This window comes from Chitinophaga sp. (assembly GCF_039596135.1).
Classification (GTDB): Bacteria; Bacteroidota; Bacteroidia; order Chitinophagales; family Chitinophagaceae; genus Chitinophaga.
Window position 1 is genome coordinate 1 of the sequence record NZ_JBCNKH010000090.1, and the last position, 24,499, is coordinate 24,499.

Annotated in this window: 23 protein-coding genes; 9 read left to right on the plus strand and 14 right to left on the minus strand. The window is 45.9% G+C overall.

The features are described from left to right. From ABDW16_RS28345 to ABDW16_RS28355, 3 genes are all read right to left on the minus strand, one after another. Positions 1-330: DUF2140 family protein (locus tag ABDW16_RS28345; protein WP_343674532.1), on the minus strand; the 330-nt coding region annotated here is incomplete at its 3' end. Positions 331-336: 6 nt separating this feature from the next. Further along, the gene (locus ABDW16_RS28350) at positions 337-1,134 is read right to left on the minus strand and encodes an SGNH/GDSL hydrolase family protein (RefSeq protein ID WP_007612078.1); all 798 of its coding nucleotides are present in this window, start codon (positions 1,132-1,134) and stop codon (positions 337-339) included. 35 nt (positions 1,135-1,169) lie between these two features. Continuing rightward, positions 1,170-1,493: an SCO family protein gene (locus tag ABDW16_RS28355; RefSeq protein ID WP_343674533.1), complete on the minus strand. Its 324-nt coding sequence runs from the start codon at positions 1,491-1,493 to the stop codon at positions 1,170-1,172. Here ABDW16_RS28355 and ABDW16_RS28360 point away from each other — a divergent pair. Further along, positions 1,485-3,605 (plus strand): S9 family peptidase, encoded by a 2,121-nt coding sequence (locus ABDW16_RS28360; RefSeq protein WP_343674534.1) that lies wholly within the window; start codon positions 1,485-1,487, stop codon positions 3,603-3,605. The genes ABDW16_RS28355 and ABDW16_RS28360 overlap by 9 nt on opposite strands. Before the next feature lie 8 nt (positions 3,606-3,613). Beyond that, complete coding sequence (locus ABDW16_RS28365) at positions 3,614-4,018, plus strand: hypothetical protein (RefSeq protein ID WP_343674535.1); 405 nt, start codon at positions 3,614-3,616, stop codon at positions 4,016-4,018. On the opposite strand, the gene ABDW16_RS28370 is transcribed toward ABDW16_RS28365, so the two are convergent. From ABDW16_RS28370 to ABDW16_RS28380, 3 genes are all read right to left on the minus strand, one after another. After that, complete coding sequence (locus ABDW16_RS28370; RefSeq protein WP_343674536.1) at positions 4,015-4,659, minus strand: VIT1/CCC1 transporter family protein; 645 nt, start codon at positions 4,657-4,659, stop codon at positions 4,015-4,017. The genes ABDW16_RS28365 and ABDW16_RS28370 overlap by 4 nt on opposite strands. A gap of 226 nt (positions 4,660-4,885) precedes the next feature. After that, positions 4,886-6,118, minus strand: a complete 1,233-nt coding sequence (gene rocD / locus ABDW16_RS28375; RefSeq protein WP_343674538.1) for an ornithine--oxo-acid transaminase — start codon at positions 6,116-6,118, stop codon at positions 4,886-4,888. 284 nt (positions 6,119-6,402) lie between these two features. Further along, a complete protein-coding gene (locus ABDW16_RS28380; protein ID WP_343674539.1) occupies positions 6,403-6,660 on the minus strand; it encodes an acyl-CoA-binding protein in 258 nt (85 codons plus the stop codon). A 132-nt stretch (positions 6,661-6,792) separates the two neighbouring features. Here ABDW16_RS28380 and lepA point away from each other — a divergent pair, with 132 nt between their 5' ends. Beyond that, complete coding sequence (gene lepA / locus ABDW16_RS28385; RefSeq protein WP_343674541.1) at positions 6,793-8,583, plus strand: translation elongation factor 4; 1,791 nt, start codon at positions 6,793-6,795, stop codon at positions 8,581-8,583. A 184-nt stretch (positions 8,584-8,767) separates the two neighbouring features. On the opposite strand, the gene ABDW16_RS28390 is transcribed toward lepA, so the two are convergent. After that, on the minus strand, positions 8,768-9,364 hold the full coding sequence (locus tag ABDW16_RS28390) for a DUF6580 family putative transport protein (protein ID WP_343674542.1): 597 nt from the start codon (positions 9,362-9,364) through the stop codon (positions 8,768-8,770). Positions 9,365-9,475: 111 nt separating this feature from the next. Then, on the minus strand, positions 9,476-10,693 hold the full coding sequence (manA, locus tag ABDW16_RS28395) for a mannose-6-phosphate isomerase, class I (RefSeq protein ID WP_343674544.1): 1,218 nt from the start codon (positions 10,691-10,693) through the stop codon (positions 9,476-9,478). An 85-nt stretch (positions 10,694-10,778) separates the two neighbouring features. On the opposite strand from manA, the gene ABDW16_RS28400 reads away from it, so the two are divergent. Next, positions 10,779-11,135, plus strand: a complete 357-nt coding sequence (locus tag ABDW16_RS28400) for a YraN family protein (protein WP_343674546.1) — start codon at positions 10,779-10,781, stop codon at positions 11,133-11,135. An 86-nt stretch (positions 11,136-11,221) separates the two neighbouring features. On the opposite strand, the gene purB is transcribed toward ABDW16_RS28400, so the two are convergent. Next, a complete protein-coding gene (gene purB / locus ABDW16_RS28405) occupies positions 11,222-12,559 on the minus strand; it encodes an adenylosuccinate lyase (RefSeq protein WP_343674548.1) in 1,338 nt (445 codons plus the stop codon). 94 nt (positions 12,560-12,653) lie between these two features. Between purB and ABDW16_RS28410 the strand changes: the two genes are divergently transcribed. Both ABDW16_RS28410 and ABDW16_RS28415 read left to right on the plus strand, forming a co-directional pair. Further along, entirely contained in the window at positions 12,654-13,391 is a 738-nt protein-coding gene (locus tag ABDW16_RS28410) for a menaquinone biosynthesis protein (protein WP_343674550.1), read from the plus strand. A 132-nt stretch (positions 13,392-13,523) separates the two neighbouring features. Beyond that, complete coding sequence (locus tag ABDW16_RS28415) at positions 13,524-14,189, plus strand: NAD(P)-binding domain-containing protein (RefSeq protein WP_343674551.1); 666 nt, start codon at positions 13,524-13,526, stop codon at positions 14,187-14,189. A gap of 44 nt (positions 14,190-14,233) precedes the next feature. On the opposite strand, the gene ABDW16_RS28420 is transcribed toward ABDW16_RS28415, so the two are convergent. After that, complete coding sequence (locus tag ABDW16_RS28420; RefSeq protein ID WP_343674552.1) at positions 14,234-15,868, minus strand: M1 family metallopeptidase; 1,635 nt, start codon at positions 15,866-15,868, stop codon at positions 14,234-14,236. Between the two features lie 45 nt (positions 15,869-15,913). On the opposite strand from ABDW16_RS28420, the gene ABDW16_RS28425 reads away from it, so the two are divergent. The 3 genes from ABDW16_RS28425 (at position 15,914) to ABDW16_RS28435 (ending at position 21,115) form a co-directional block, all read left to right on the plus strand. Then, a complete protein-coding gene (locus tag ABDW16_RS28425) occupies positions 15,914-17,518 on the plus strand; it encodes an ABC transporter substrate-binding protein (protein ID WP_343674553.1) in 1,605 nt (534 codons plus the stop codon). A 171-nt stretch (positions 17,519-17,689) separates the two neighbouring features. Further along, positions 17,690-18,457: an acyl-CoA desaturase gene (locus ABDW16_RS28430; protein WP_343674555.1), complete on the plus strand. Its 768-nt coding sequence runs from the start codon at positions 17,690-17,692 to the stop codon at positions 18,455-18,457. A gap of 216 nt (positions 18,458-18,673) precedes the next feature. Next, the gene (locus ABDW16_RS28435; RefSeq protein WP_343674556.1) at positions 18,674-21,115 is read left to right on the plus strand and encodes an ABC transporter permease; all 2,442 of its coding nucleotides are present in this window, start codon (positions 18,674-18,676) and stop codon (positions 21,113-21,115) included. Between the two features lie 42 nt (positions 21,116-21,157). Here the strand turns inward: ABDW16_RS28435 and ABDW16_RS28440 are convergent, their stop codons facing one another. From ABDW16_RS28440 to ABDW16_RS28455, 4 genes are all read right to left on the minus strand, one after another. After that, entirely contained in the window at positions 21,158-21,748 is a 591-nt protein-coding gene (locus tag ABDW16_RS28440; protein ID WP_343674558.1) for an HAD-IB family hydrolase, read from the minus strand. After that, positions 21,748-22,479 (minus strand): SDR family oxidoreductase, encoded by a 732-nt coding sequence (locus ABDW16_RS28445; RefSeq protein WP_343674559.1) that lies wholly within the window; start codon positions 22,477-22,479, stop codon positions 21,748-21,750. Before ABDW16_RS28445 ends, ABDW16_RS28440 begins: the two co-directional genes overlap by 1 nt. Before the next feature lie 32 nt (positions 22,480-22,511). Further along, on the minus strand, positions 22,512-23,840 hold the full coding sequence (locus tag ABDW16_RS28450; RefSeq protein WP_343674561.1) for an FAD-binding oxidoreductase: 1,329 nt from the start codon (positions 23,838-23,840) through the stop codon (positions 22,512-22,514). Then, positions 23,840-24,499, minus strand: a 660-nt coding sequence (locus ABDW16_RS28455; RefSeq protein WP_343674562.1) for a UbiA prenyltransferase family protein, incomplete at its 5' end; no start/stop codon positions are given. The genes ABDW16_RS28450 and ABDW16_RS28455, both read right to left, overlap by 1 nt.

Sequence of the window (24,499 nt, forward strand, 5' to 3'; positions counted from 1 at the left end):
CACATCTCCGTTCTCCTGTACGGACGGTTCAAATGTGACGACCGCGTTAATGGAGGTTGAGAATGCTTTGATTTTACCTGCCACGTGCACATCGTTATTGATGTCCACTTTGTAGTCAAGCTGATTCGATGCCTTCTCTTTTAAGTACGCATTCACAAACCTGGCAAGAGATTCTTTCGAGCTCGTGATATGAAAGCCGTACTCACTTTTTGTCTGATCTTGTATTTTCGTCTGTTCTCCCGGCATAACCAATAATGTCACAATTACCGCGGCGGCAATCACATTGAGTGCGAGAAGAACAAAAAACAGCGATTTCCATTTTTTCATCATTTCACCCTATTCTGCTGGTAACCCTTGTTTTTCTATGATGCCGTATAATCGGTCGGCGATGAGTGCATACCCTTTTGCGTTCGGATGAAAATCATCATCCTTTGAAATCCGTCTGCTGCCGCTTTTTTGACTGAACAAGTCTTCAACATTCACCGCAGCGGCGTGGGGATCTTTTTCCAGCTCTTTTGCGGCGATCTTGTTCCAATCCGTTACAACCCCATTAATTTCTTTTAATTCAGGCAGCGTAAACGTGAATGGATTATACATGCTGACATACACCAGCTCTGCGTTTTCATTATATTTGCGGATTTTTGAAACGATCGCCTTGAATCGTTTTTCAAAAGGTTTCTCTTCCTTTTGGAACGGCTGAACCGTCAGCTGCATCATATTCTGGCGGAGCACCTTCATTAAGTCATTGCCGCCGATGGTAAAAAAGATATAGTCGGCGCTCTTTAATGATTTCTGAACTTTTTTATTATCAAGCTTTTCCAGCAGGTCCGACGTTTTGTCACCCTGCACCGCATAATTTTTAATATCTACCGTTTTCACATGTCCCTTTTTCTTAAGAGACTCCGCTGCCCTGCCGACGTATCCTGAACCGTCAGGATCTCCTACTCCTTCAGTCAATGAATCACCGACCGCAGCTATGACAATATGATCTTTCGTTTTCGGTTCTTCAGCGTCAGAACCGGTGCGCTGGACAGAACAAGCTGATAAAAGCAAGGCCAGTCCGGCGATCAATGAGAACATTCGCAGCTTCAATCTGGTTGCTCCTTCCCCGTCTACTAGTGGAAAGTGTAACATGTTTTTTCAGATTTGAAAATGTCTAATCTGCCAGTTTACTTGAGCTCCTCAGCCGCTTTGACATCTGAGAGAATATCATCATACGGAACTTTCTGCACGCCGTCATAATCTTTAAGCACCTTGCCGTCAGGTCCGACTAAATAAAAAGAGGTTTGATGTATGACCTGGTCCTCTCCCTCCGGCTTTTTGACGATTGCTTTAAAGCTGTTCAGCGCAAAATCTTCAATGTCCTTTTGGCTGTAACCGGTCAGAAAATCCCAGTTGCGAAGTGAGAGCGGGTATTTGGCAGCAAATGCTTTCAGCTGTTTCGGCGTATCCTTTTCAGGACCTGCCTTACGGCTGCCACAGCGATGGCGCAACCCGGGCAGTCAACAAAATGGAGCCGTGACGGGCAATATATCTATGAGCCATCTACCAGCTCTATCGTGGCGGTAAAACTCTCCGACGGTTCCCAGTCAGAAAAGATTCCTGCCAGGTTACTGACCCAGGGCGGCTACCCAATCCGGATCAGGGATTTTGACTTCTCTGCTGATGAAAAAAAACTCCTTGTCTACACCAATGCAAAACGTGTATGGCGCTATGATACCCGCGGCGACTACTATGTACTGGACCTGAGCAACAATAATCTGAAGAAAATAGGTACAGGTCTGCCAGAATCATCCCTGATGTTTGCCAAGCTGTCTCCGGACGCTAAGCAGGTCGCTTATGTAAGTGGTCATAACCTCTATGTAGAAGATCTTGCTACCGGCAAGCGCAAAGCCCTTACCACCGATGGTACCCGCCGCCTTATCAACGGTACTTTCGACTGGGCATATGAAGAAGAATTCAGCTGCCGCGACGGGTTCCGCTGGAGTCCTGATGGGAAGTCCATCGCCTATTGGCAAATTGATGCCACCAGGATCAGGGATTTCCTCATGATCGACAACACTGATTCCATATATTCATATACCATTCCGGTAGAATATCCGAAAGCCGGCGAAAGTCCGTCTGCCTGTCGTGTGGGCGTAGTAGATATTGCCACCGCAAAGACTACCTGGCTGCAGGTACCTGGCGATGCGCAGCAACACTACATTCCACGCATGGAATGGTTACCAGGCAAAAATGAGCTCATCCTGCAACAGCTGAACCGCAAACAGAATGAAAGCATTCTTTTCCTCGCCAACCCAGCCACCGGCAAAGCGACTTCTTTTTATAAAGAAAAGGACTCTGCCTGGATCGATGTGAAATCCCGCTGGGATGACCGCGATATCAGTGGCTGGGATTGGCTTTCCAACGGACAGTCTTTTGTATGGGTGAGTGAAAAAGATGGCTGGCGTCACCTTTATAATGTAGACCTGAAAGGGAAGGAACAACTGATTACGCCGGGTAATTATGATGTGATCAACCTGCTGAAAGTTGATGAAGCAAACAAAGTGGCATACATCCTTGCATCTCCTGACAATGCTACCCAGCAATATCTCTACAAGGTATCACTCGATGGCAAAGGCACACCGGAAAGAATCTCTCCGCTGTCAGAAGAAGGTATGCATACTTACGAACTCTCTCCCGATGCAAAATATGCACTGCATGGTTTCTCCAATCACTACTACCGTAACCAGGAGGAAGTGGTGAAACTGTCTACGCACAAAACCGGCGAAGGAGAGCAGATCTATAAAGATATTATCAGTTCACGCCGTATGAACAAACAGGAGTTCTTCAACGTGACGACCGAAGATGGGGTGACTATGACCGGTTGGATGGCGAAGCCTAACAACTTTGACTCTACGAAGAAATACCCGGTTGTATTTTATGTATATGGGGAACCGGCTGGTGCTACTACGCTAGACCAATATGGTGCTGGTTACAATCACCTGTACAATGGTGACATGGCAGCAGATGGTTACATTTATGTATCTATGGACAATAGAGGGACTCCGCAACCCAAAGGTAGAACATGGCGCAAGGCGATATATCGTAAAGTAGGTATTTTGAATGCCCGTGATCAGGCTATGGGAGCGAAGGAGTTGTTTAGAGAGCATAGTTATATGGATACCTCCCGTGTAGCTGTGTGGGGTTGGAGCGGTGGTGGTTCCATGACGCTGAACCTCCTGTTTCAGTATCCGGAAATTTATAAAACGGGTATTGCGATTGCTGCTGTTGGGAATCAATTAACTTACGACAATATTTACCAGGAGCGTTACATGGGATTGCCTGAGGAAAACAGGGAAGATTTTGTGAAGGGGTCACCAATTACTTATGCAAAAAATCTGCGGGGTAATCTGTTGTATGTGCATGGTACTGGTGATGACAATGTACATTATCAGAATGCGGAAATGTTATTGAATGAGCTGATTAAATACAATAAGATTTTCCAGTTCATGGCATATCCGAACCGTACGCATGGTATTAGTGAAGGGGAAGGGACGAGGAGACATTTATCTAGTTTGTATACTAATTATTTGAAAGAACATTGCGCGCCGGGCGCCAGGTAATTTATTTTATGGCAAAAAACAAAATTTTCGGACTGATATCAGTCGTTGTGGTCATTGTATGTGTATTTCTGCCTTGGATTACTGTGGTAGTTGAAGGTAAACAAGAGGTTTTTACCGGGTTGCAGACTTATGGCTCCAATTTTGGTCAGCCAGGGAAAGTGAATGTTTTCTTTGGGGTGGTGATTGGGATACTGTTTTTGCTGAAGGGGAAAATGGCGCCAAGGTTCAATTTGTTCATGGCGGCTTTTTTGGCCGCATGGACGTTTCGTAATCTGTTGTTGTTTAGCCGGTGTGAGATGGGGGAGTGCCCGGACAGGCATATTGCACTGTTCCTGTCGCTGGTGGCGGCGTTGGGAGCGTTTGTCAGTGTGTTGTTTACAAGTAATGGGAAGTCGGTTAAGAAGGAAGATTAACGAAAAATCATTGCCATAACCCAGGCCCCGAGGTACACGGCTCCGGTATAGCCAATATTCCGGAGGATAACCGGCAGTGCCGGCTGGCTGGTCATTTTGGATTTTATAAAGCTAAATACTATCATCAGCACAAAACAAAAAGTGACACTGTTTTGTGCTGCCCGAAAGAAATTTTCATTCTTCAGGTAAGGTAGCAGGGGCAGAATACCTCCAACCAGGAAAAAGATTCCTGTAATGGCAGCGCTCAGCAGGGCACGGCCCAGGTTGAAATGGGTTACTTCTACCTGTTCTTCCTGTAAAGTATTTTCCCAGTCATTTGCATCTTTTTCCATTTCGCTGGCAATGTCGGCGATAATGTGATGGCCTATTTCCAGGTCTTCGAGTTTTTGGCGTTCTTCGGGAGAGAGGGTGCCTACGTCGTGCTGGCTATCGCCTTTATTTGCATAGAAAGCAGTGATCATTACGAGCAGACTGCCTATGAGCCAGATCAGGGTATTGATGGTATAGAATCGCTGGATGGTAATATTCAGATCGTGTGAAAGGAAGGTGGTGAAAAACAGTAATAACAGGCCTTCGGGAAAGCCTATGATGAAATCCGTTTTCCAGCCACTGCTTCTGATGGTTTTAATTTTTTCGGACATGCAGTTATGTAGGATTGTACGTTAGTCGTTTGCGAACATGTGTGACAGTATGATTTGATCTGATGTTATACTCAATCAAGAGACGTGCCTGTTGTTGCAATATTTCAGAAGCATACCTAATATTATAATCATTCAAGGAATATGCCTATTGTTGCAATACTTCAGGAACCTACCTGATATTATCATCATTCAAGGACTATCCTAATTCCCGGCATGATATCTTCTCCTATAATATCTCAAGGCTTTTGCCAATAATCTCTACGCTTTCCTTTATCTGCGCGGCAGTAATCAATAAAGGCGGTGCAAACCGGATCTTATCACCATGAGTTGGTTTGGCCAGCAACCCATTTTCTTTCAGTGCCAGGCACAGATCCCACGCGGCTTCCGGATTCGGATGATTGATAACAATAGCATTGAGGAGTCCTTTACCCCTTATGGTTCCAATATGTGGAGAGGCAAGTGCAGCCAGTTCCTGTCTTAACAGTTGCCCCATAGCAGCAGCATTTTCTGCCATCTTTTCTGTTTTGAGCACAGTGAGGGCAGCGATTGCTACTTTGCAGGCGAGTGGGTTACCGCCATAGGTACTACCATGTTCACCTGGTTTGATCGTAAGCATGATCTCATCGTTGGCCAGTACAGCCGCTACTGGTAGCAAGCCGCCAGAAAGGGCTTTACCGAGAATAAGAATATCAGGGTGTACATTTTCGTGATCACATGCCAGCATTTTGCCGGTGCGGGCAAGGCCGGTCTGAATTTCATCAGCGATGAAGAGTACCTGGGCATCTTCGCAGTATTGGCGGGCTTTGGAGAGGTAACCTTCGTCGGGTACCACTACCCCGGCTTCGCCCTGGATAGGTTCCAATAAAAAACCAGCCACGTTTTTATCCTGCAGGGCTTTTTCGAGCGCAGCAAGATTATTGTATGGAATCACTTCATAACCGGGCATGAAGGGACCAAAGTCAGTGCGGGAGCTGGGATCAGTACTGAAAGAAATGACATTCAGGGTACGGCCATGGAAGTTGTTGGCACATACGATGATCTTTGCTTTGTTTTCAGGAATACCTTTTACAACATAGCCCCAGCGGCGAGCCAGCTTGAGGGCTGTTTCGACAGCTTCCACGCCCGTGTTCATGGGGAGGACTTTGTCGTAACCGAAGTAGTTGGTGATAAATGCTGCGTATTCACCCAGCAGGTCGTTGTGAAAGGCACGGGAGGTCAGGGTCAGTTTTTTTGCCTGATCTGTGAGTGCCTGTACGAGTACCGGGTGGCAGTGACCCTGGTTTACGGCAGAGTAGCCGGAGAGGAAATCGAAATATCTTTTTCCGTCTACGTCGTAGAGGAATACACCTTCACCGCGATCCAGAACGACGGGGAGCGGGTGGTAGTTGTGCGCGCCGTACTGTTCTTCCAGGTCCAGGTAGTGCTGGGTCTTTTCACTTATCTTGAATGATTGTAGCATACGTTACAAAAGTACGGTTTGTAGAAGGGATAGCGAAGGGTTTGTGAAAAAATCCCTTCTACCTTCGGCAGAAGGGATTTTTTCACGGGGGAGGGGGCCTACGGCCGGATAGAAAGTGTTTTTCTGCTGTGAAGTGTTACCAGCGGCGAGTCAGGAAGTGTTTTTTCGCCGTGGGTGCTGACCTGCAACCGGCTGGGAAGCGTTTTTCACTGCGGGTATTAGCCAGCGGCCAGCCGGGAGGTGTTTTTTCGCCATGGGAGTTGCATACCGTCAGATAAGAATACCTAGCTTTTGAGTTTTGTTACCAATTGAACGTATTCTTCCATAGCAGCATCCGCAGATTTCCCTCTCAATTCCTCCCACGCCTGATATTTTGCCTTCGCCACAAAATCAAAAGGATTCGCCGGCGGCTCAGCCGTATTATCTCCCTCTGTTGCCTGCTTGTATAGTGAATATAATTGTAATAACACTTCATTAGAGGGTTTTTCAGACAATGTTTTACTGTCGGCCACGGCGGTTTCGAATCGTGTTTTGAGGTCCATATTATAAGTTTGTATTAAATATAGCCAAAATAGTATGAAATACCCGGCCCCGACATATTCATGAATAGCAAAATTTAAATACCTTTGCGGCTTGACGCGGGGCGGAAGAAACGTCTTGTTTTATAAGCATATATGAAGAATATCAGGAATTTTTGCATCATTGCGCACATTGACCACGGTAAAAGTACATTGGCCGACAGGCTATTAGAGCATACCAAGACCATTTCCGAAAGGGATATGCAGGCGCAGGTCCTGGATGATATGGATCTTGAAAGAGAAAAGGGTATTACTATTAAGAGCCACGCCATCCAGATGAACTATACGTCCAATGGACAGCAATATGTATTTAACCTCATTGATACCCCCGGTCACGTGGACTTTTCTTACGAAGTATCCCGCGCACTGGCTGCCTGCGAAGGCGCCCTGCTGCTCGTAGACGCTGCCCAGGGAATTCAGGCTCAGACCATCTCTAACCTTTACCTGGCACTGGAAAATGACCTTGAAATCATCCCGGTAATCAATAAAATCGATATGGAAGGGGCTATGATCCCCGAAGTAAAGGATCAGATCATCGAACTGATCGGCTGTAAGGAAGATGAGATCCTCCTGGCATCCGGTAAGACCGGTATCGGTATCGAAGAAATTCTGCAGGCCATCGTGGATCGCATTCCGGCTCCCGAAGGAGAACCAGATGCACCATTGCAGGCACTGATCTTCGATAGCGTGTTCAACTCCTTCCGTGGTATCATTGCTTATTACAGAATTTATAACGGAACCATCAAAAAAGGTGAGAAAATCCGTTTCGTAAATACCGGCCAGGAATACTTTGCCGATGAGGTAGGTGTACTGAAACTGGGGCTTTCTCCTCAAAAGGAAGTGAAAACCGGGGACGTGGGTTACATCATCACCGGTATCAAAAATGCCAAAGAGGTAAAGGTGGGTGACACCATCACCAGCATGGCCAATCCTTCCCTGGAGGCTATTAAAGGCTTCGAAGAGGTAAAGCCCATGGTATTTGCCGGTATTTTCCCGGTAAACACCGAAGACTTTGAAGAGTTGCGCGACTGTATGGAGAAACTCCAGCTGAACGACGCTTCCCTGACTTTCGAACTGGAAACCTCCCAGGCATTGGGCTTTGGTTTCCGATGCGGATTCCTGGGCATGCTGCACATGGAGATTATCCAGGAAAGACTGGAAAGAGAGTTTAACCAGACGGTGATCACCACCGTACCGAACGTAAGCTTTATTGCGCATACGACCAGGAACGAGGTGATCCAGGTGAACAACCCTTCTGAAATGCCTGATCCCAGCCGTATTGAAAGGATTGAAGAGCCTTTCATCCGTGCACAGATCATTACAAAACCAGATTATATCGGTAATATCATGACCCTCTGCCTGGGTAAGAGAGGTTTGCTCATCAATCAGAGTTATCTGACGCCAAGCCGCGTAGAGCTGATCTTTGAAATGCCACTGACAGAAATCGTATTTGACTTCTATGATAAGCTGAAGAGTCAGACCCGTGGTTATGCATCATTTGACTATTCTCCGATCGGCATGAGAGATGCTGATATCGCTAAGATGGATATCCTGCTGAATGGTGATAAAGTGGATGCACTGAGTGCGTTGATTCACCGTAGCCGTGCACAGGACTTTGGTCGTAAGTTGTGTGAAAAGCTGAGGGAATTGCTGCCACGTCAGCAGTTTATGATTGCGATTCAGGCGGCGATTGGTGCGAAGATCCTGGCGCGTGAAACAATCAGTGCGATGCGTAAAGATGTGACTGCAAAATGTTATGGTGGTGATATTTCACGTAAGCGTAAATTGTTGGAGAAGCAGAAGGAAGGTAAGAAGAGAATGAGACAAATCGGAAACGTAGAGGTGCCACAGGAGGCGTTCCTGGCGGTGTTGAAACTGGATGATTAAGTTAGTTTCTCTTTAAAATTGGTATTAAAAAAATTGATAGGCTGTGTTGGGTAAACACAGCCTATTTAATTTAGGTTTATAAAGATTTCAATGCCCCGCCGTTATAAGATGAATAACCTTTATCTCTATGCATAAAAAAGCCGGTAACGCATATCGTTACCGGCTTTTTATAAAAAATATCTTTCTAAGCTAACTGCTGCTTCTTAGGTTGGAAGGAAATCTGCTTGATCAGTGCCCATGCACCAAACAGTACCGCACTGAAGAATATATTTCCAAGAATACCATTCAAAGCGAAACTGCTAAAAAGGTCACCTTCTTTGTAAAAAGGAATACCAGCTGCGTAGCAGGCGATGAGGCCACTCAGATTATGCGGATACAAATTAGTTGTAAGGAAAGTACCCAGGTTGGTAACCAGGTAAAAGACAACACCGGTGCCAACGCTGGCGATCAGAATGGTCAAAGCGTCTGCCTTTTTGATACGGGTGGCAATCCAGGTGGTGAACAGGAATGCACCGTATACAAAGAAGAGCTGGCCGATGTAAGGCCCGTAGAAGGTCTGTACATTCGTAAATAACTGCAGGAAAAGATCGCTGACGAAAAGGGTGAGGACTGGTAACAGATAAGCCAGGCGTTTATTACGAATCATCATACCTCCGAAAAGGGCAGAGGCGCCGATGGCATTGAAATTCCACAACTGCAGGTTGTTGGTGATGACACGGCTGATGATTGCCAGGAAGATCAGTGCAGCAATCATTATATTTTCACGGGCGTCTTTCTTCATTTGATCAGTTTATTTGTACAAAGATAGGGAAACAAGCGAAAAAATCGCTCCCACCATTGGTAGAAGCGATTTTTCCGCAGGAACCGGCCTGCGGCCAGCTAAAAAAGTTGGTTATGCAGGTACACCCGCCTTATAGATTACAACCCCGTTCTTAGATTCAATCTGGTAAGGGGTATTATATAATGCCACTACAGACTGCCCTTTCACCACCGGCAGGTTCACCCCACCCTCACCGGCAAAGGTGGCATCGCCCTGCAGCACCAGCAGAATCTCGGTAGAAGTACTGGTATGCTCATATTTCTGACCAGCTTTCAGCACTATGCGGCTTACGACGAAGTCAGGAGCCGGACTGGCATAAATACTTTCCAGACCACCTTTCACCACATCGCCTTTCAGAATTTTTGGATGTACGGCTTCGAAACGGGTATGTTTCAGCAATTCAGGTACATCAATATGCTTAGGTGTCAGACCACCACGCAGCACATTGTCAGAATTTGCCATCAGTTCCACATTCTGACCTTCCAGGTAGGCATGTGGGATACCTGCATCCTGGAATACCGCATCACCTTCATGCACCTCCATAATATTAAAGAAGTAGATAGAGAAAATCCCTCTATCCAGCCTGTCAAGACCCTGGGGATCGTTTGCAATGGCACGACCTGCCCAGAAAGCCGGATCTGATTTGGCCAGTCTACCCGCCTGGTAAGCATCCAATACATTTTCTGCCAGCGGGCGAAGCACCTTATTCACTTCTTCCTGCGGCAGTTCCATCACAGCTTTGTACAGGCCGTAGTAACCCTCGTTTTCAAAGATAGGCGCCAGGTAAGCAAATTCACGAACTGTATTCAGTACGTGTTTCAATTTATCTTCAGGCAGGAAACCATGCAGCAGCCAGAATTCGCTGAGGGCTACCATGATTTCGGGCTTGTGATTCGCATCTTTATAATTACGGTGCGACGCGGTTAAAGGAATACCAGCTTCGTTTTCGCGGGCAAACCCTTTTTCCGCCTCTACTTTGGTAGGATGCACCTGGATAGACAGCATGTCTTTTACGTCGAGGATCTTAAACAGGAAAGGCAGTTCACCGAAGCGGTCCCACACCTTCTGGCCTAAGGCAGCGGTAGGATTCGCTTTGATCAGTTGGTCGAGTGTAGTGGTCTGACCATCTGTATCGATTTTGGAAGGTGCGCTTTGGTGTGCACCCATCCAGTATTCCGCACTGGGTTTGTTTGTTTCGGGGATACCCAGGAGTGCCGGGATATAATGATAACCACCCCATGCATAATTTTGAACCTTACCTTCCAGTCTGAATAGTTTCTTCTCACTCATACGTTATGCGTTATAATTGTTTATTTTCAATAACAGTGAACCTGAAAAATTTCCCCAAAGGAAGTTAAAAAATATTCAATATCCAATGTTAACCTATCCTGATTTAGGTAAAAAAGGCGAGGAAATTGCGAGGGCGCATTTTTTAGCGCAGGATTATGTCATTTTGCATGCCAATTGGAAGTTGGGGCGAAAGGAGATTGATTTAATTGTGCATAAAGATGGGTGTTTGGTTTTTGTAGAAGTGAAGGCAAGGGGGACTGATTTATATGGTTATCCGGAGGAGAAGGTGAATGTGCAAAAGATCAGGCATATCAGGACGGTGGCGGAGGGGTATATGAACAGGATGACTCAGTTACCGAAACGGATCAGGTTTGATATAGTGGCGATTACTTTCAGGAAAGATGGGAGTTATGAGTTGGTGCATTTTGAAGACTGCTTCTAAAAAAGGACGTCAAATTTCTTTCGCCAAAGGCGAAAGAAATTTGACGTTGGGGCCGGGCCTGCGGCCAGCTAAAATACATTTACCATCTACCAGATCCCCGTATAATTATGTGGCGTAATTGCCTTCAGTTCTTTCTTCAGGCTTGCACTAATTTTAAGACCATCAATAAACTTATGCATCGTTTTCTGTGTGATCTGATCACCCCCACGTGTCAACGCCTTCAGCGCTTCGTAAGGCTGTGGATAGCTTTCCCGGCGCAGTACTGTTTGGATGGCTTCTGCTACTACTGCCCAGTTATTCTCCAGGTCGTCATGCAGCTTCGCTTCATTCAGGATCAGTTTATCCATGCCTTTGGCTATAGATTTCAAGGCCAGGATGGAATGACTGAAAGGTACCCCCACATTTCTCAATACAGTAGAGTCAGTGAGGTCGCGCTGTAAGCGGGAGATAGGCAGTTTGGCACTCAGGTGTTCAAACAGGGCATTTGCCAGGCCCAGGTTACCTTCCGCATTTTCGAAATCGATCGGATTTACTTTGTGCGGCATGGCAGAGGAACCTACTTCGTTCGCCTTGATCTTCTGTTTGAAATAATCCATGGAGATATACTGCCAGATATCACGGCTGAAATCTATCAGGATGGTATTGATACGTTTTAACGTATCGAATTGCGCAGCAATATTGTCGTAATGTTCGATCTGGGTTGTGTACTTCATACGCTGTAATCCCAGGGTATTGTTTACGAACTTATCGCCAAACTTCTCCCAGTTGATTTTAGGGAATGCCACGTGGTGGGCATTGAAGTTGCCGGTAGCACCACCGAATTTAGCTGCAAAAGGAATTTCGCCCAGCAGTTTTACCTGGCCTTCCAGTCTTTCGGCAAATACCAGGATCTCTTTACCCAGGATGGTTGGGGAAGCTGGTTGCCCGTGCGTACGTGCCAGCATTGGGATCTTTATCCACTGTTTGCCGAATTTCTTCAGGCCCAGGATCAGGTTAGCGATAGCTGGCATGTACACATGCTCGATCGCTTCTTTCCAGAACAGGGGGGTAGCGGTATTATTTACATCCTGGGAGGTGAGACCGAAATGTACCCACTCCAGCTTATCTTCGAGGCCTAAGGCTTTCAGCTCGTTTTTAACGAAGTATTCTACAGCTTTTACATCATGATTCGTCACTTTCTCCGTGTCCTTGATCAGCTGGGCATTTTCTACCGTAAATTCCTGATAGATTTTACGCAGGGCCGGCACCTGGGATTTGGAGAGGGTGAATAGCTTTTGCTCGGAGAGGGCAATGAAGTATTCAATCTCTACCAGTACCCGGTAGCGGATCAGTGCAAATTCAGAAAAATAAGGGGCCAGCTCTTCCAGTTGTTTGCGATAACGCCCATCCAGCGGGGAAATGGCGGTCAATGATTGTAATTGCATACTAAAATTTTATTGTTTAGTAACGGGTGGTTTTCACCCTTTACAGGATACATATAGCTAAAATGTGCTAATTTAGCCGGCAAAATTACTGAAATTGGAACGGAAAGTAAAAGTAGCGGCAGTAAGTTATTTGAATACCAAGCCATTATTATTTGGATTTAGGAATCATCCGGTGATGAACATGATGGAGCTGAGCGTGGACTACCCGGCTAAGATAGGCCAGCAGCTGATAGATGGGATAGTTGACGTAGCGCTTGTGCCGGTGGCAGTGATACCGAAGATGAAAGAGTACCACATTATTTCAGATTATTGTATTGGAGCAGAGGGACCGGTAGCGTCGGTATGTTTGTTCTCGGATGTGCCCCTGCATGACATTAAGCGGATTTATCTGGATTACCAGAGCCGGTCTTCAGTGGCGTTGTTGAAACTGCTGGTAAGGGATTACTGGAAGCTGGATGTGGAATTTATTCCTACTACAGGTGATTATGAAAGCAACATCAAAGGAACGGATGCTGGATTAGTGATTGGGGACAGGGCGTTTTTACAGCGCAAGGTGTCTCCGTATATTTATGACCTGGCGGAATATTGGATCAGGTATACGAGTTTGCCAATGGTGTTTGCGGCATGGATTAGCAACAAGGCATTGCCGATTGAGTTTATTCAGCAGTTTAATAATGCGAATAGTATAGGGATTCATAATATTCCGGCGGTAGTGGCGGAGAATCCTTTTAACGAGTACGATTTGACGACTTATTATGTAAAGAACCTGAGTTATCCGCTCACGCCTTCGAAAAGGCAGGGGTTGAATAAGTTTATAGGATATCTGCAATAAGCGATTTTAAATAACCAACTAAACGAGCCTGTATCAATTGAAAGATACAGGCTCGTTTTATTCGGGTATCCGGCCAGCAGGAAAGAATCCTGATTTATTTTGTTATATTCGTTACCCACAAACCACGGAAGCATGAAAATAGGTATCCTGGGTAGCGGTCCCGTCGGCCTTACACTAAGCGAAGGCCTGATCAGGGCCGGACATGAAGTGATCCTTGGCACACGCAACCCCGCCAAGGAATCCCTGCAACAATGGATACGCAAAATAGGCCCGCATGTGAGCGCCGCCCCCTTTCGCGAAGCGGCTGCCCAGGGAGAATTACTCGTCATCTGCACCAGCTGGGCTGGCACCCAAAAAGCCATTGAAGCTGCGGGACTCTGGAATTTTAAAAATAAAGTTGTCGTGGATGTCACCAATCCGCTGGACGGGAAAGGTCCTGATCAGCAGGGTAGACTAAGCTTTTCCATCGGTCATACTAATTCTGCCGGAGAGCAATTGCAGGCCTGGTTACCACCTGATGCACATGTGGTAAAGGCATTGAGTTGTATTGGGCATGAATCTATGTTCCGGCCACAGCACGAGCAGGATGCGCCGACAATGTTTATTTGCGGCAATAAACGACAGGCTAAAATGATCGTGACCGAACTATTGCAACAAATGGGATGGATTGATATTGTGGATATGGGCAATATTGAAATGAGCAGGAATATAGAGCCGTTGAGTATTCTCTGGTATGCATATGGGTTTAGAACTGGTACCTGGCAGCATGGGTTCCGGTTGGTAAAGAAGCCATCCTGAAAAAAAGGCCCCCCGAAATCCCGGAAGGCCCTTCATCAACAAGTTTAGATCTGTTTAACGTGTATATAAAAATTCGGGTCTACCTTAAAGTCCTTTTTATTCGTTAAGGTAAACTGCGTTGATTGCCAGTGCTTACCTGGATAAATAAACTGGTACCCCATATCATTCAGTGTCACCTTCACCGGCATATTGAAATTCTCTACGTCGGTCACCCACCTGAACTGCAACTCATTCCCATTAAAATGATATTCCAATGTAGGAATCGTGGTGTGCATCAGATATTGCTCAAACACTTTTGAGAAATTCATCTGTGTACGGTAATTCAGGTAATCCAGGATATCCTTCGTCGTTACCGTCTGGTGCCAGAAAGTCTCGTTCATGCCTCTCAATACATCTCTGAATACATTGTCGTTGTTCACAATCTGGCGAATGGTATGCACCATATTCCCACCTTTATAATACATATCTCCACTACCTTCTGCATTCACCCCATAAGGCGCTATGATCGGTTCATCATTCCTGATATTCTGCCTTACACCTGTAATGTATTCGAAAGCAGCCTTCCGACCGAACTCACACTCAGTGTATAACGTTTCTGAATAGTTCGTGAATGCCTCATGAATCCACATATCCGCAAGGTCTTTGCTGGTAATGTTGTTCCCAAACCACTCGTGCCCACTTTCATGCACGATGATAAAGTCCCATTTCAATCCCCAGCCGGTGCCAGACAGGTCACGACCTTTATATCCCCAGCCGAAACCATTACCATACGCTACACCACTCTGGTGCTCCATTCCTAAATGGGGGGCCTCAATCAGTTTGTAGCTATCCTGGTAGAAAGGATATTTACCAAACCAATACTCAAAGCATTGCAGCATTTTCTTCACTTCTTCAAAGTGAATTTTGGCTGTGTCTACATTATAATCCAGCACCCAGTAGCTCAGGTCCAGTTTACCGCCCTCCCCGTTATAGGTATCCTTAATTTCTTTATAGTTGCCGATATTCAGCGCTACATCATAGTTATTGATCGGGTTCGATACATACCATATATAGGTATCGGTACCATCTTTATTCACAACTTTCTTTTTCAGGCGACCATTAGATACATCCACGAGGAAGTTCGGTACGGTCACGGCAATCGTCATATCATTCGGTTCATCTGCCTGGGTATCCTTGTTGGGCCACCATACACTGGCGCCGGTTCCCTGGCAGGCAGTCGCGATCCAGGGACGACCGTCCTTGTCTTTACGCCAGATGATACCGCCGTCCCAGGGTGGATTCACCGCTGTTTTGGGACGGCCATGGAAAAAGATAGTCACTTTCTTTGTACTTCCTTTCGGTTGCTGTGCCAGTACATGTACCAGTACTGCATCACCATCCCGCTCGTATGCCAGCTTCTGTTTATCCTGTATGACACTGTCTACGCCCATTGGCAACTGCAGATCGATCTGCATAACGCTGTCGGGTTTATTAATAAAATAGGTAATGGTATTATAGCCCCCCAGGGTACTATCCTGGGCATTCAGGGTCACATGGAGGTCGTAGTTCTGTACATCCCACCATTCCCTGGCTGGGGTGATTGAACCACGGAGTGTATCCGCATGGGTGAAGGTCCGCTCCTGGGCGCCAGCCGAAAAGGCCGTTATCATGACCATAAATAGCAACAGTAAGCCACGCATAGAAATTGATATTTTTATAATGGAAAGATATTAATTTTCAGTTTAATGAGCATACAACGTTTTTTAATAATATGGGCAACGGTATTCCTTTTGAGTAGTTGTCAGACCAAACAGGCCGGAAAAAAACAGGTATTCAGGTACAATGCGATGGATGGCATTGCCACCCTGGATCCGGCCTTTGCCAAGAACCAGGCTATCATCTGGGCGGTGAAACAATTATATAGTACACTTGTGGAACCTGATCAGCAATTGCAGATCCGGCCTTTGCTGGCAAAGAGCTGGGAAGTGTCTCCAAATGCAAAGGTGTATACCTTTCACCTTCGTACAGATGTATTCTTTCATGATAATGATGTATTTCCCGGTGGGCAGGGGCGAAAGATGGTAGCCGGCGATGTGGTGTATAGCTTACAGCGCATTATGGATCCGGCCACAGCATCGGCAGGCGCCTGGATTTTTAATGGCAGGGTTGATCCTGAAAAAGGATTTGAAGCAATAGATGACTCTACTTTCAGACTCACCCTGTTACAACCTTTTCACCCTGTATTAGGCATTCTCAGTATGCAGTATTGCTCCGTCATTCCCCATGAAATAGTGGAGAAATACGGCAAGGATTTCAGAAAGCATCCCTGTGGCACAGGGCCTTTCCAGTTTGACTACTGGGAAGAAGGACAGGCACTGGTGTTACATAAGTTCCCGCATTACTTTGAAAAAGGATTGCCTTATTTAGATGCAGTGAAGATCAGTTTTCTCGATAACAAAGCCACGGAATTCCTGCTGTTCCGGCAGGGACAATTGGATTTCATGAATGATATCGACGCTTCTTTTAAAGATGAAGTACTGAATAAGAAAGGGGAGTTAAAAAAGGAGTGGGCGGGAAAGATGATCCTGGATAAGACTCCTTATCTGAATGTAGAATACTTCGGTTTCCTGTTAGATAGTACCAAAATACGCCAGTCACCTACACGGTTAAAAAATATCCGCTTAGCCATCAACTATGGTTTTGACAGGGCGAAGATGATTACCTACCTCCGCAATGGCATTGGTACACCGGCCAATGCAGGATTTATTCCGCAGGGCTTACCATCTTTTGATACAGGTAAAGTAAAAGGATATAGTTACAATCCGAACAAAGCCAGGCAGTTATTAAAAGAAGCAGGATACCCGGAAGGCAAAGGATTGCCGGTCATCAGGCTATTGTCTATTCCTATTTATGAAGACTTTGCCAATTATGCTGCGAACCAGTTACAACAGATAGGGATCCATGTGCAGGTAGAAGTAGTACAAAAGGCATTGCTGCTGGAGCAAACTGCCAAGTCGGATGCCACCTTCTTCAGAGGTAGCTGGATGGGGGACTATGCAGATGCGGAAAACTATCTTGCGGTGTTCTATAGCAAGAACCCGGCGCCGCCAAATTATACCCGATATAAAAACCCTGCCTTCGATAAACTCTATGAAGCGGCCTTGCAGGAAAATAATGACAGCGTACGATATAGCCTTTATAACCAGATGGATAGAATGATAGTGGCAGATGCACCTGTAGTGCCGTTATTCTATGACGAGGTCATTCACCTGGTGCAGCCGAATGTGGAGGGGATGGAAAATAATGGGTTAAACCTGCTGGAACTGCGGCGGGTGAGAATCAAAGAATAACGGACTGAACCTGCTTAAATTGCCCTGACTATACCTGTTAGCATAAACTTTAACATTTTATTGCTCCTTATCTATAGCCGGATATAGACTATCTATATGGTTATTATGTAATTAATGATGGTTTTTATTCTATCTTCGGCCCCTTATTGATCAAAAAATTAAAAAGAGTTAATGACAGCGATATTGATATTTTTCTTCGCGCACTGGTTCCTGTCGCTTTTCTTCCACACCTTCTTCCTGCATAGATATGCATCTCACCAGATGTATACCACGAGCAAGACCTGGGAAAAGGTGTTTTATTTCTCCACCTGGTTCTTCCAGGGAAGTTCTTACCTGGTACCCCGTGCGTATGGCGTGATGCACAGAATGCATCATGAGTTTAGTGATACTGAGCATGATCCGCATTCCCCACACTTCTTCAAAGATGTATGGGCAATGATGGTACATACCCGCAAAATGTATAACGATTTCCTGACCGGCAAGCGTGTAGCTGACGAAGAGTTTACCAAAGATCCGCTGCCTGTGTGGAATGCGATGGATAAATTTGGTGATCACAATATTACCCGTTTTGCCTGGATGGCGATTTATATTGGTTATTATGTAGCGTTTGCCCCAAGTTTCTGGTGGTATTTGTTGCTACCAATTCACTTCCTGATGGGGCCTGTACAGGGCGCAGTAGTGAACTGGTGTGGTCATAAATATGGCTACCATAGTTTTGACAATGGCGATCATTCCAGGAATACCTCTCCATGGGGGATTCTATTATTGGGTGAGTTGTTCCAGAATAATCACCATAAGTATAAGGATAGTCCGAACTTTGCAAAGAAGTGGTTCGAGTTGGATCCCACTTACCCGGTAATGAAGTTGATGCATTATGCAGGGATTATTAAGATCAAGCCGAAAGTAGCCAAAGTAGTGAATATGAAAGCTGCAGCTTAGCAAATATTATTTTCTGATAAAACACGCTTTTGCCACCGGCAAAAGCGTGTTTTATTTTAGGCAGGTCTGCCGCCGGCTAATGCACGTTCATAACCGGACAGGGCATGTAACGTAAGTGAACAATTTAACTGCATGTTGTTAATCTAATTTATTGATTTTGAACACACATTGTTTTTGACCTGCTTTTTGTGTTATCATTCCCTATATTCTATTATCATGAACACCCATCTCAAGCTTTCTTCCCGTGCACTCTGGGCAAAGAAGTCTTTCTCCCTCCTCAATATCTTTGGACTAGCCATCGGCATCGGTGCCAGTTTACTGATCTTCCTCGTGATCCGTAATGAGATGAGCTATGACAACTATCAATCAAAACGAAACCGCATCTACCGCGTAGTCACCACCGAACGAAAATTCAGTAATAACGAAATCACCATGCGATACACCATGTGTGTCCATGCATTGCCTGATGCCCTTAGAGCGGAATTCCCCGCTATGGAAAGAGTAGGCAGGACGCACATGATTGGAGGCGCACAGATTTATATACCCGGAAAGAACGGGGCAGAAGAAATGCGCGTGAAAGAAAGCAGTCGTGGTCAATTCTTCGCTGAACCCCAGATCTTTGACATTTTCGATGTAAAATGGATTGTAGGCAATGCATCAGAAATGAACATGCCGCATACCGCTGTGATCAGTGAAAGCAGGGCCAAAGCTTATTTTGGCAGTGCTCAGGACGCAATGGGTAAGACGCTGCAATTATGGTCTTACAGGGTGCCCCTGAGAATAACCGGGGTGTTCAAAGATTTACCAGAGAATACCGATATTCCCCTTCAGTTCGCAGCTTCCTACGAAACCTTCCTCAGTCTCGGTGATATACGGGAAAAGGCAAAAGACAACTGGTCAGATATGTCCGGTGGTTCCCAATGCTTTGTAGTGTTGAAACCCGGTACGGACCCAACGACCCTTGAAGCTCAGTTTCCCCGCTTCGTTACCTCACATTACAGGGAACAGGAGAAAAAAAAATATACCTATACACAACTCTTCCTGCAACCACTGTCTGCTATGCACATGGATGCGGATTATGACCTGCCTTATACCAACAGACTGGCGCCACGGGAACTGTGGTCACTGGGATTGATTGGCATTTTCCTGCTACTGGTAGCCTGTATCAATTTTATTAATCTCGCCACTGCCCAGTCAGTGAACCGGGCAAAAGAAGTAGGTGTGCGTAAGGCCCTGGGAAGCAATCGCTTGCAGCTATTAAAACAATTCCTGCTGGAGACAGGATTGATCACACTGCTAGCCCTCATCATGGGTACTACCCTGGCTGTCATCGCCATGCCATCCCTGGGGCATATATTGGGAAAAACAATTGCCGTGACAGGATCCAGCCTGCCGGTTATTATCCTGTTTTTGATATTCACCGGTATCCTGGTTACCTTCCTGGCCGGATTTTATCCCGGTTTGGTATTGTCAGGTTTTAACCCCGTTATGGCATTGAAAAGCAGGATCAATACGCAGAAAAAAGGTGGTGTGTCCCTGCGCAGGGGACTGGTGATTTTTCAGTTTGTCATCGCGCAGCTCTTAGTCATCGCTACGCTGGTGGTCGTAAAACAAATGCATTACTTCAGGAACAAGTCGATGGGATTTAAGAAAGATGCCGTGCTGTTGATAGACCTGCCGAGTGACAGCGCGCTGAAAACGAAATACCGATACCTCGAAAGCAGGTTTGCAGCATTGCCGGGTGTAAAGTCTGTAACGCTCTGTAACAGTGCGCCTATCACCCGGTCAGGTTATTATTCAAATCTACTGTATGATACCAGGACGGAAAAAGAGAACTTCGGTGTAAAACGTTTCATGGTTGATTCCGGCTATTATAAAACCTTTGATCTGAAACTGGCAGCCGGCAGGTACATATTTGGTAATGACAGCTTGCGCGAAGCACTGGTAAACGAAACACTGGTGAAAAAACTGGGATTGAAATCAAATGAAGAGATCATCGGAAAGATGATTGCTGTAGGAGACAGCAAGATGATACCCGTAGTGGGAGTGTTGAAAGACTATAACAATAATCCCCTGGACGAGCAGATATGGCCTTCGGTGATCACGTCGGAATACAATGGCTATGCCACCATTGCGGTGAGCATAGATCCCAATCAAATCCTGACAACCGCCGATTTAATCAGAAAGACTTTTACAGAAGTGTATCCTACCTATTTATATGACTATGGATTCCTGGATGATGAGATTACAAGGTTTTATGAATCTGCTGCCATTGTCGAACAGTTATTCAAGATCTTTGCCTTCCTTGCGATCCTCATTTCCTGCCTGGGATTATATGGTTTAGTTTCCTTTATGGCGGTGCAAAAGAACAAAGAAGTTGGAATTCGTAAAGTATTGGGAGCCTCTGTTCAGAGCATATTGTACTTATTCTCAAAGGAATTCACCATCTTAATTGCAGTAGCATTCCTGGTAGCAGCGCCATTGGGTTATTACCTGATGAATCACTGGCTGGAAGGATATTATTATCATATTGAAATAGGCTGGGGGGTATTTATACTTGCTATTGTAATGTCGATTGTGATTGCCTGGATCACGGTAGGATATAAAGCGATCAGGGCTGCATTGGCAAATCCGATCAAAAGTCTCAGAAGTGAATAAAAAAGAGAGCGGGTTTATCGATGATAAACCCGCTCTATAAAACTAAAACTTTCTAAAATACCCATACTTCGCTATCCCCAGCATGGGCCGGTCTCCACTCGTATCTCCATAAGCATAAATTTCCTCATACCCATCCAGGTCAAATGTCTGCTTAATTCGCGTTACCTTTTCAGGACCATTGCAATTCAACCCCTGTATCTTTCCGGTAATCAATGCATTGTGCACCTCCAACCGTGTACCTATACATACGATCCCCAGGCTTGAGCACCAGGGTTCCACCCAATCTTCTGCCGAAGCTGTCACTACTGCTACCTGGTGTCCCTGTACCAAATGCTGGCGAATGGCCTGCAGGGCATTTTCCTTCACCAGCCGGGGTAACCGTTGTGCACAGAACTCCGCACACCGGATCCTGAAAGCATCTGCCGAACTACCTCCAAAGAAAAACCGGAACACGATCTCCTTCATGCGCTGTGTGGAAATCAATTTCATTTTGAAAGCCACCAAAGCAGGGGAGAGCAGGGTCATTCCTGCATACAGCGCCGCACTGCCCTTATGAAAACGAATGATCTCAAAAAGTGTATCCTTTGTCGTGATCGTTCCATCAAAATCAAAAAACGCTATGGATGGCTTCATTATAATTTTAGTTTTTTGAAAATGCCTTCCGGTATCGACCTGATGATGAGCATGATATAACGCCAGAACCATTTAGTATAAAGTACATTTTTCTTTTTGCGAACCGCTTTGTATACATCCTTTGCTACCTGCTGTGGTTGTGCTGTAAGCAATGGCGGCATCTTCAGGTGCTCCGTCATACGGGTATACACAAAACCGGGTTGTACAGTCAGCACATGTACACCTTTGTGAAAGAGACGATTTCGTAATCCACTCAGGTAAGCCGTAAAACCAGCCTTTGAACTGCCATATATGTAATTACTCTGACGGCCCCGTTCCCCTGCTACCGAGCTGATACCCACGATGGTACCTGCGCCTTTTGCAGCATAATCTTCAGCAACTATATTTAAGATAGACACTGCGCCAGTGTAATTAGTATGAATAATACGGGCAGTTTCTGACCAGTTGGACTGTGCCTTTTCCTGTTCGCCGAGGTAGCCAAATACACATATGGTAATATCCGGTTTTACGGAAAGGCCCGCATAAAAAGCAGCATGACTATCAAAATCGGTTGCATCAAATGCAAAGCTTTCTGCTTTGATATTGTAGCGAATTTTCAGATCCTGTTGTAAGGGGTAAAGGGAATCAACGTTCCGGGCGGCCAGCAGGAGATCGTATCTCTCGCCGGCAAAGTACCTGGCAATAGCTACAGCTATGTCAGATCCCGCGCCCAGTATGAGTGCAGTAGGCATATTAAAATGTTCGGTTAAAGCGGTGAATTTAATTAATTGATACCCAGTCGTTCAGACTGTACTGAATGGAATATGTTATCTCCGTTGTAAGCTTTCACAATTTCTGCAAATCGCTGTGCATTGGGATAACTCTGCCAGAATACTTCCTTCTTCATCCGGGCATCTTTGGAAAGGTACAATCTTCCACCGTATTCAAGCACCACCTGGTCCAGTTCATCCAGGAACGCAAAGAGCCCTTTGCGTACCGGAAAATCCAGCGCCAGGGTATAGCCTTGCGTCGGGAATGAAATCAGGTTGTCCTGGTGACCAAATACTTTCAGTACTGCCAGGAAAGATCCCAGTCCGGCATCACTGATACGCTTCAGTATTTTGACCAGACCTTCCTTCTTATCCAATGGCAGCACGAACTGGTATTGAACAAAACCAGCCTTGCCATAACCACGGTTCCAGTGCAGGATGGCATCCAGCGGATAGAAGAATGGTTCGTACGGGATTACATTGTTGATTTCCTTTTTGGTATTCTTAGCATAATACAGCCAGTTAAAGGCCTTCACCGTCAATGTGTTGAGGGCAAACGATGGGAAATTGAACGGAACTGACAGGGGGCGTTTATCAGGCAGGTTCAGGGGGGCTGCCTGTTGTTGTGCATTCAGTTCTTCTTTGGTAGCATGTTCACCTACGATGAGGATACCCCGGCCAAAGCTATCGCCTTTTTGCAGGCAATCGATCCAGGCCATACTATAGGTATATCCATTATATTCTTCAAAGAGGCGGATCAATTCGTCCAGGTTGCGGGCTTTGATCTGCTTCTGTTTAATATAGGCAGTTTCGATTTTCTTGAGGCTGAACTTCACACGGGTGATGATACCGGTCAGACCCATACCGCCGCAGGTAGCCCAGAACAGGTCGGGCAATACGTGCTTCGAGCAGGTGAGGGTTTCTTTTTTACCTGTAATCACGTCCATATCGATGATGTGGTTCGAGAACGAGCCTTCCGCATGATGGTTCTTACCATGAACATCAGAAGCTACTGCACCACCTACGGTAATAAACTTAGTACCGGGAGTGACAGGGAGGAACCAGCCTTTAGGCACTACGATCCCGAGGATCTGGTCTAAAGTGATACCCGACTGGCATTCAAAGACGCCGGTCTCCGTATCGAACTGAAGCACCTTGTCAAACTTAAGAGTGGAAACACTATTGGTAGCCAGCGAGGCGTCACCATAGCAGCGGCCATTGCCGCGGGCAATGATGGAAGAATGTGAGGAAATGATTTCCTCAACCTGATCTACCTGCGTAAATGTTGTCTCATCGCAGGAGATGACGGGGTAGTTGCCCCAGTTTGCTAACCGTTTTTCCATTACTCAAAAAAACTTTTGTTAGTGGGTAAATAAATAAGCACATAAAAACTCAGCACCCACAGGAGTATGGTTAATTGAATGAAACGGTCTTTGTATAGGATTTTGGTGGGAGAACCTGTATTGTTCTCTACGTATGTTATTTGCAAATATCGTAATAATCCGCCAATTACAAAAAGACAGGTATAGTAAAGGCGGTAGGTTTTGAAGCGGATCATGGTTTCTGGCGCCATGGTATACATGAGGTATGCCACGATGATCACAGCCGATACCAGGGCCAGCATAACGTTCAGGAAGTCAAGGTTATAGCCGGCGGCGGCTTTTCGCATTTCCTGGCCGGTGCTGGTTTTGATCAGCACATCGTCGCGGCGCTTGGCTATTGCCATAAAGAGTGCCAGCAGGAAAACCATGATCATCAACCATTCAGACACCGCTACATTGGCAGCCACCCCACCTGCTTTGACACGCAGTACAAAGCCAATGGAGAGAATCAGTATGTCGAGAATACTGATGTTTTTCAGTCCGAAGGAGTATAGCAGGTTGAGAACGAAGTAGATACCTGTTACAAACAGGAACTTTGGTTTTACATGCGCAAGGGCCCGCAGACCGGTGAGGGTGATGAAATCAACCCAGGTGGCCCCGGCACCAAACGCACCCCGGCG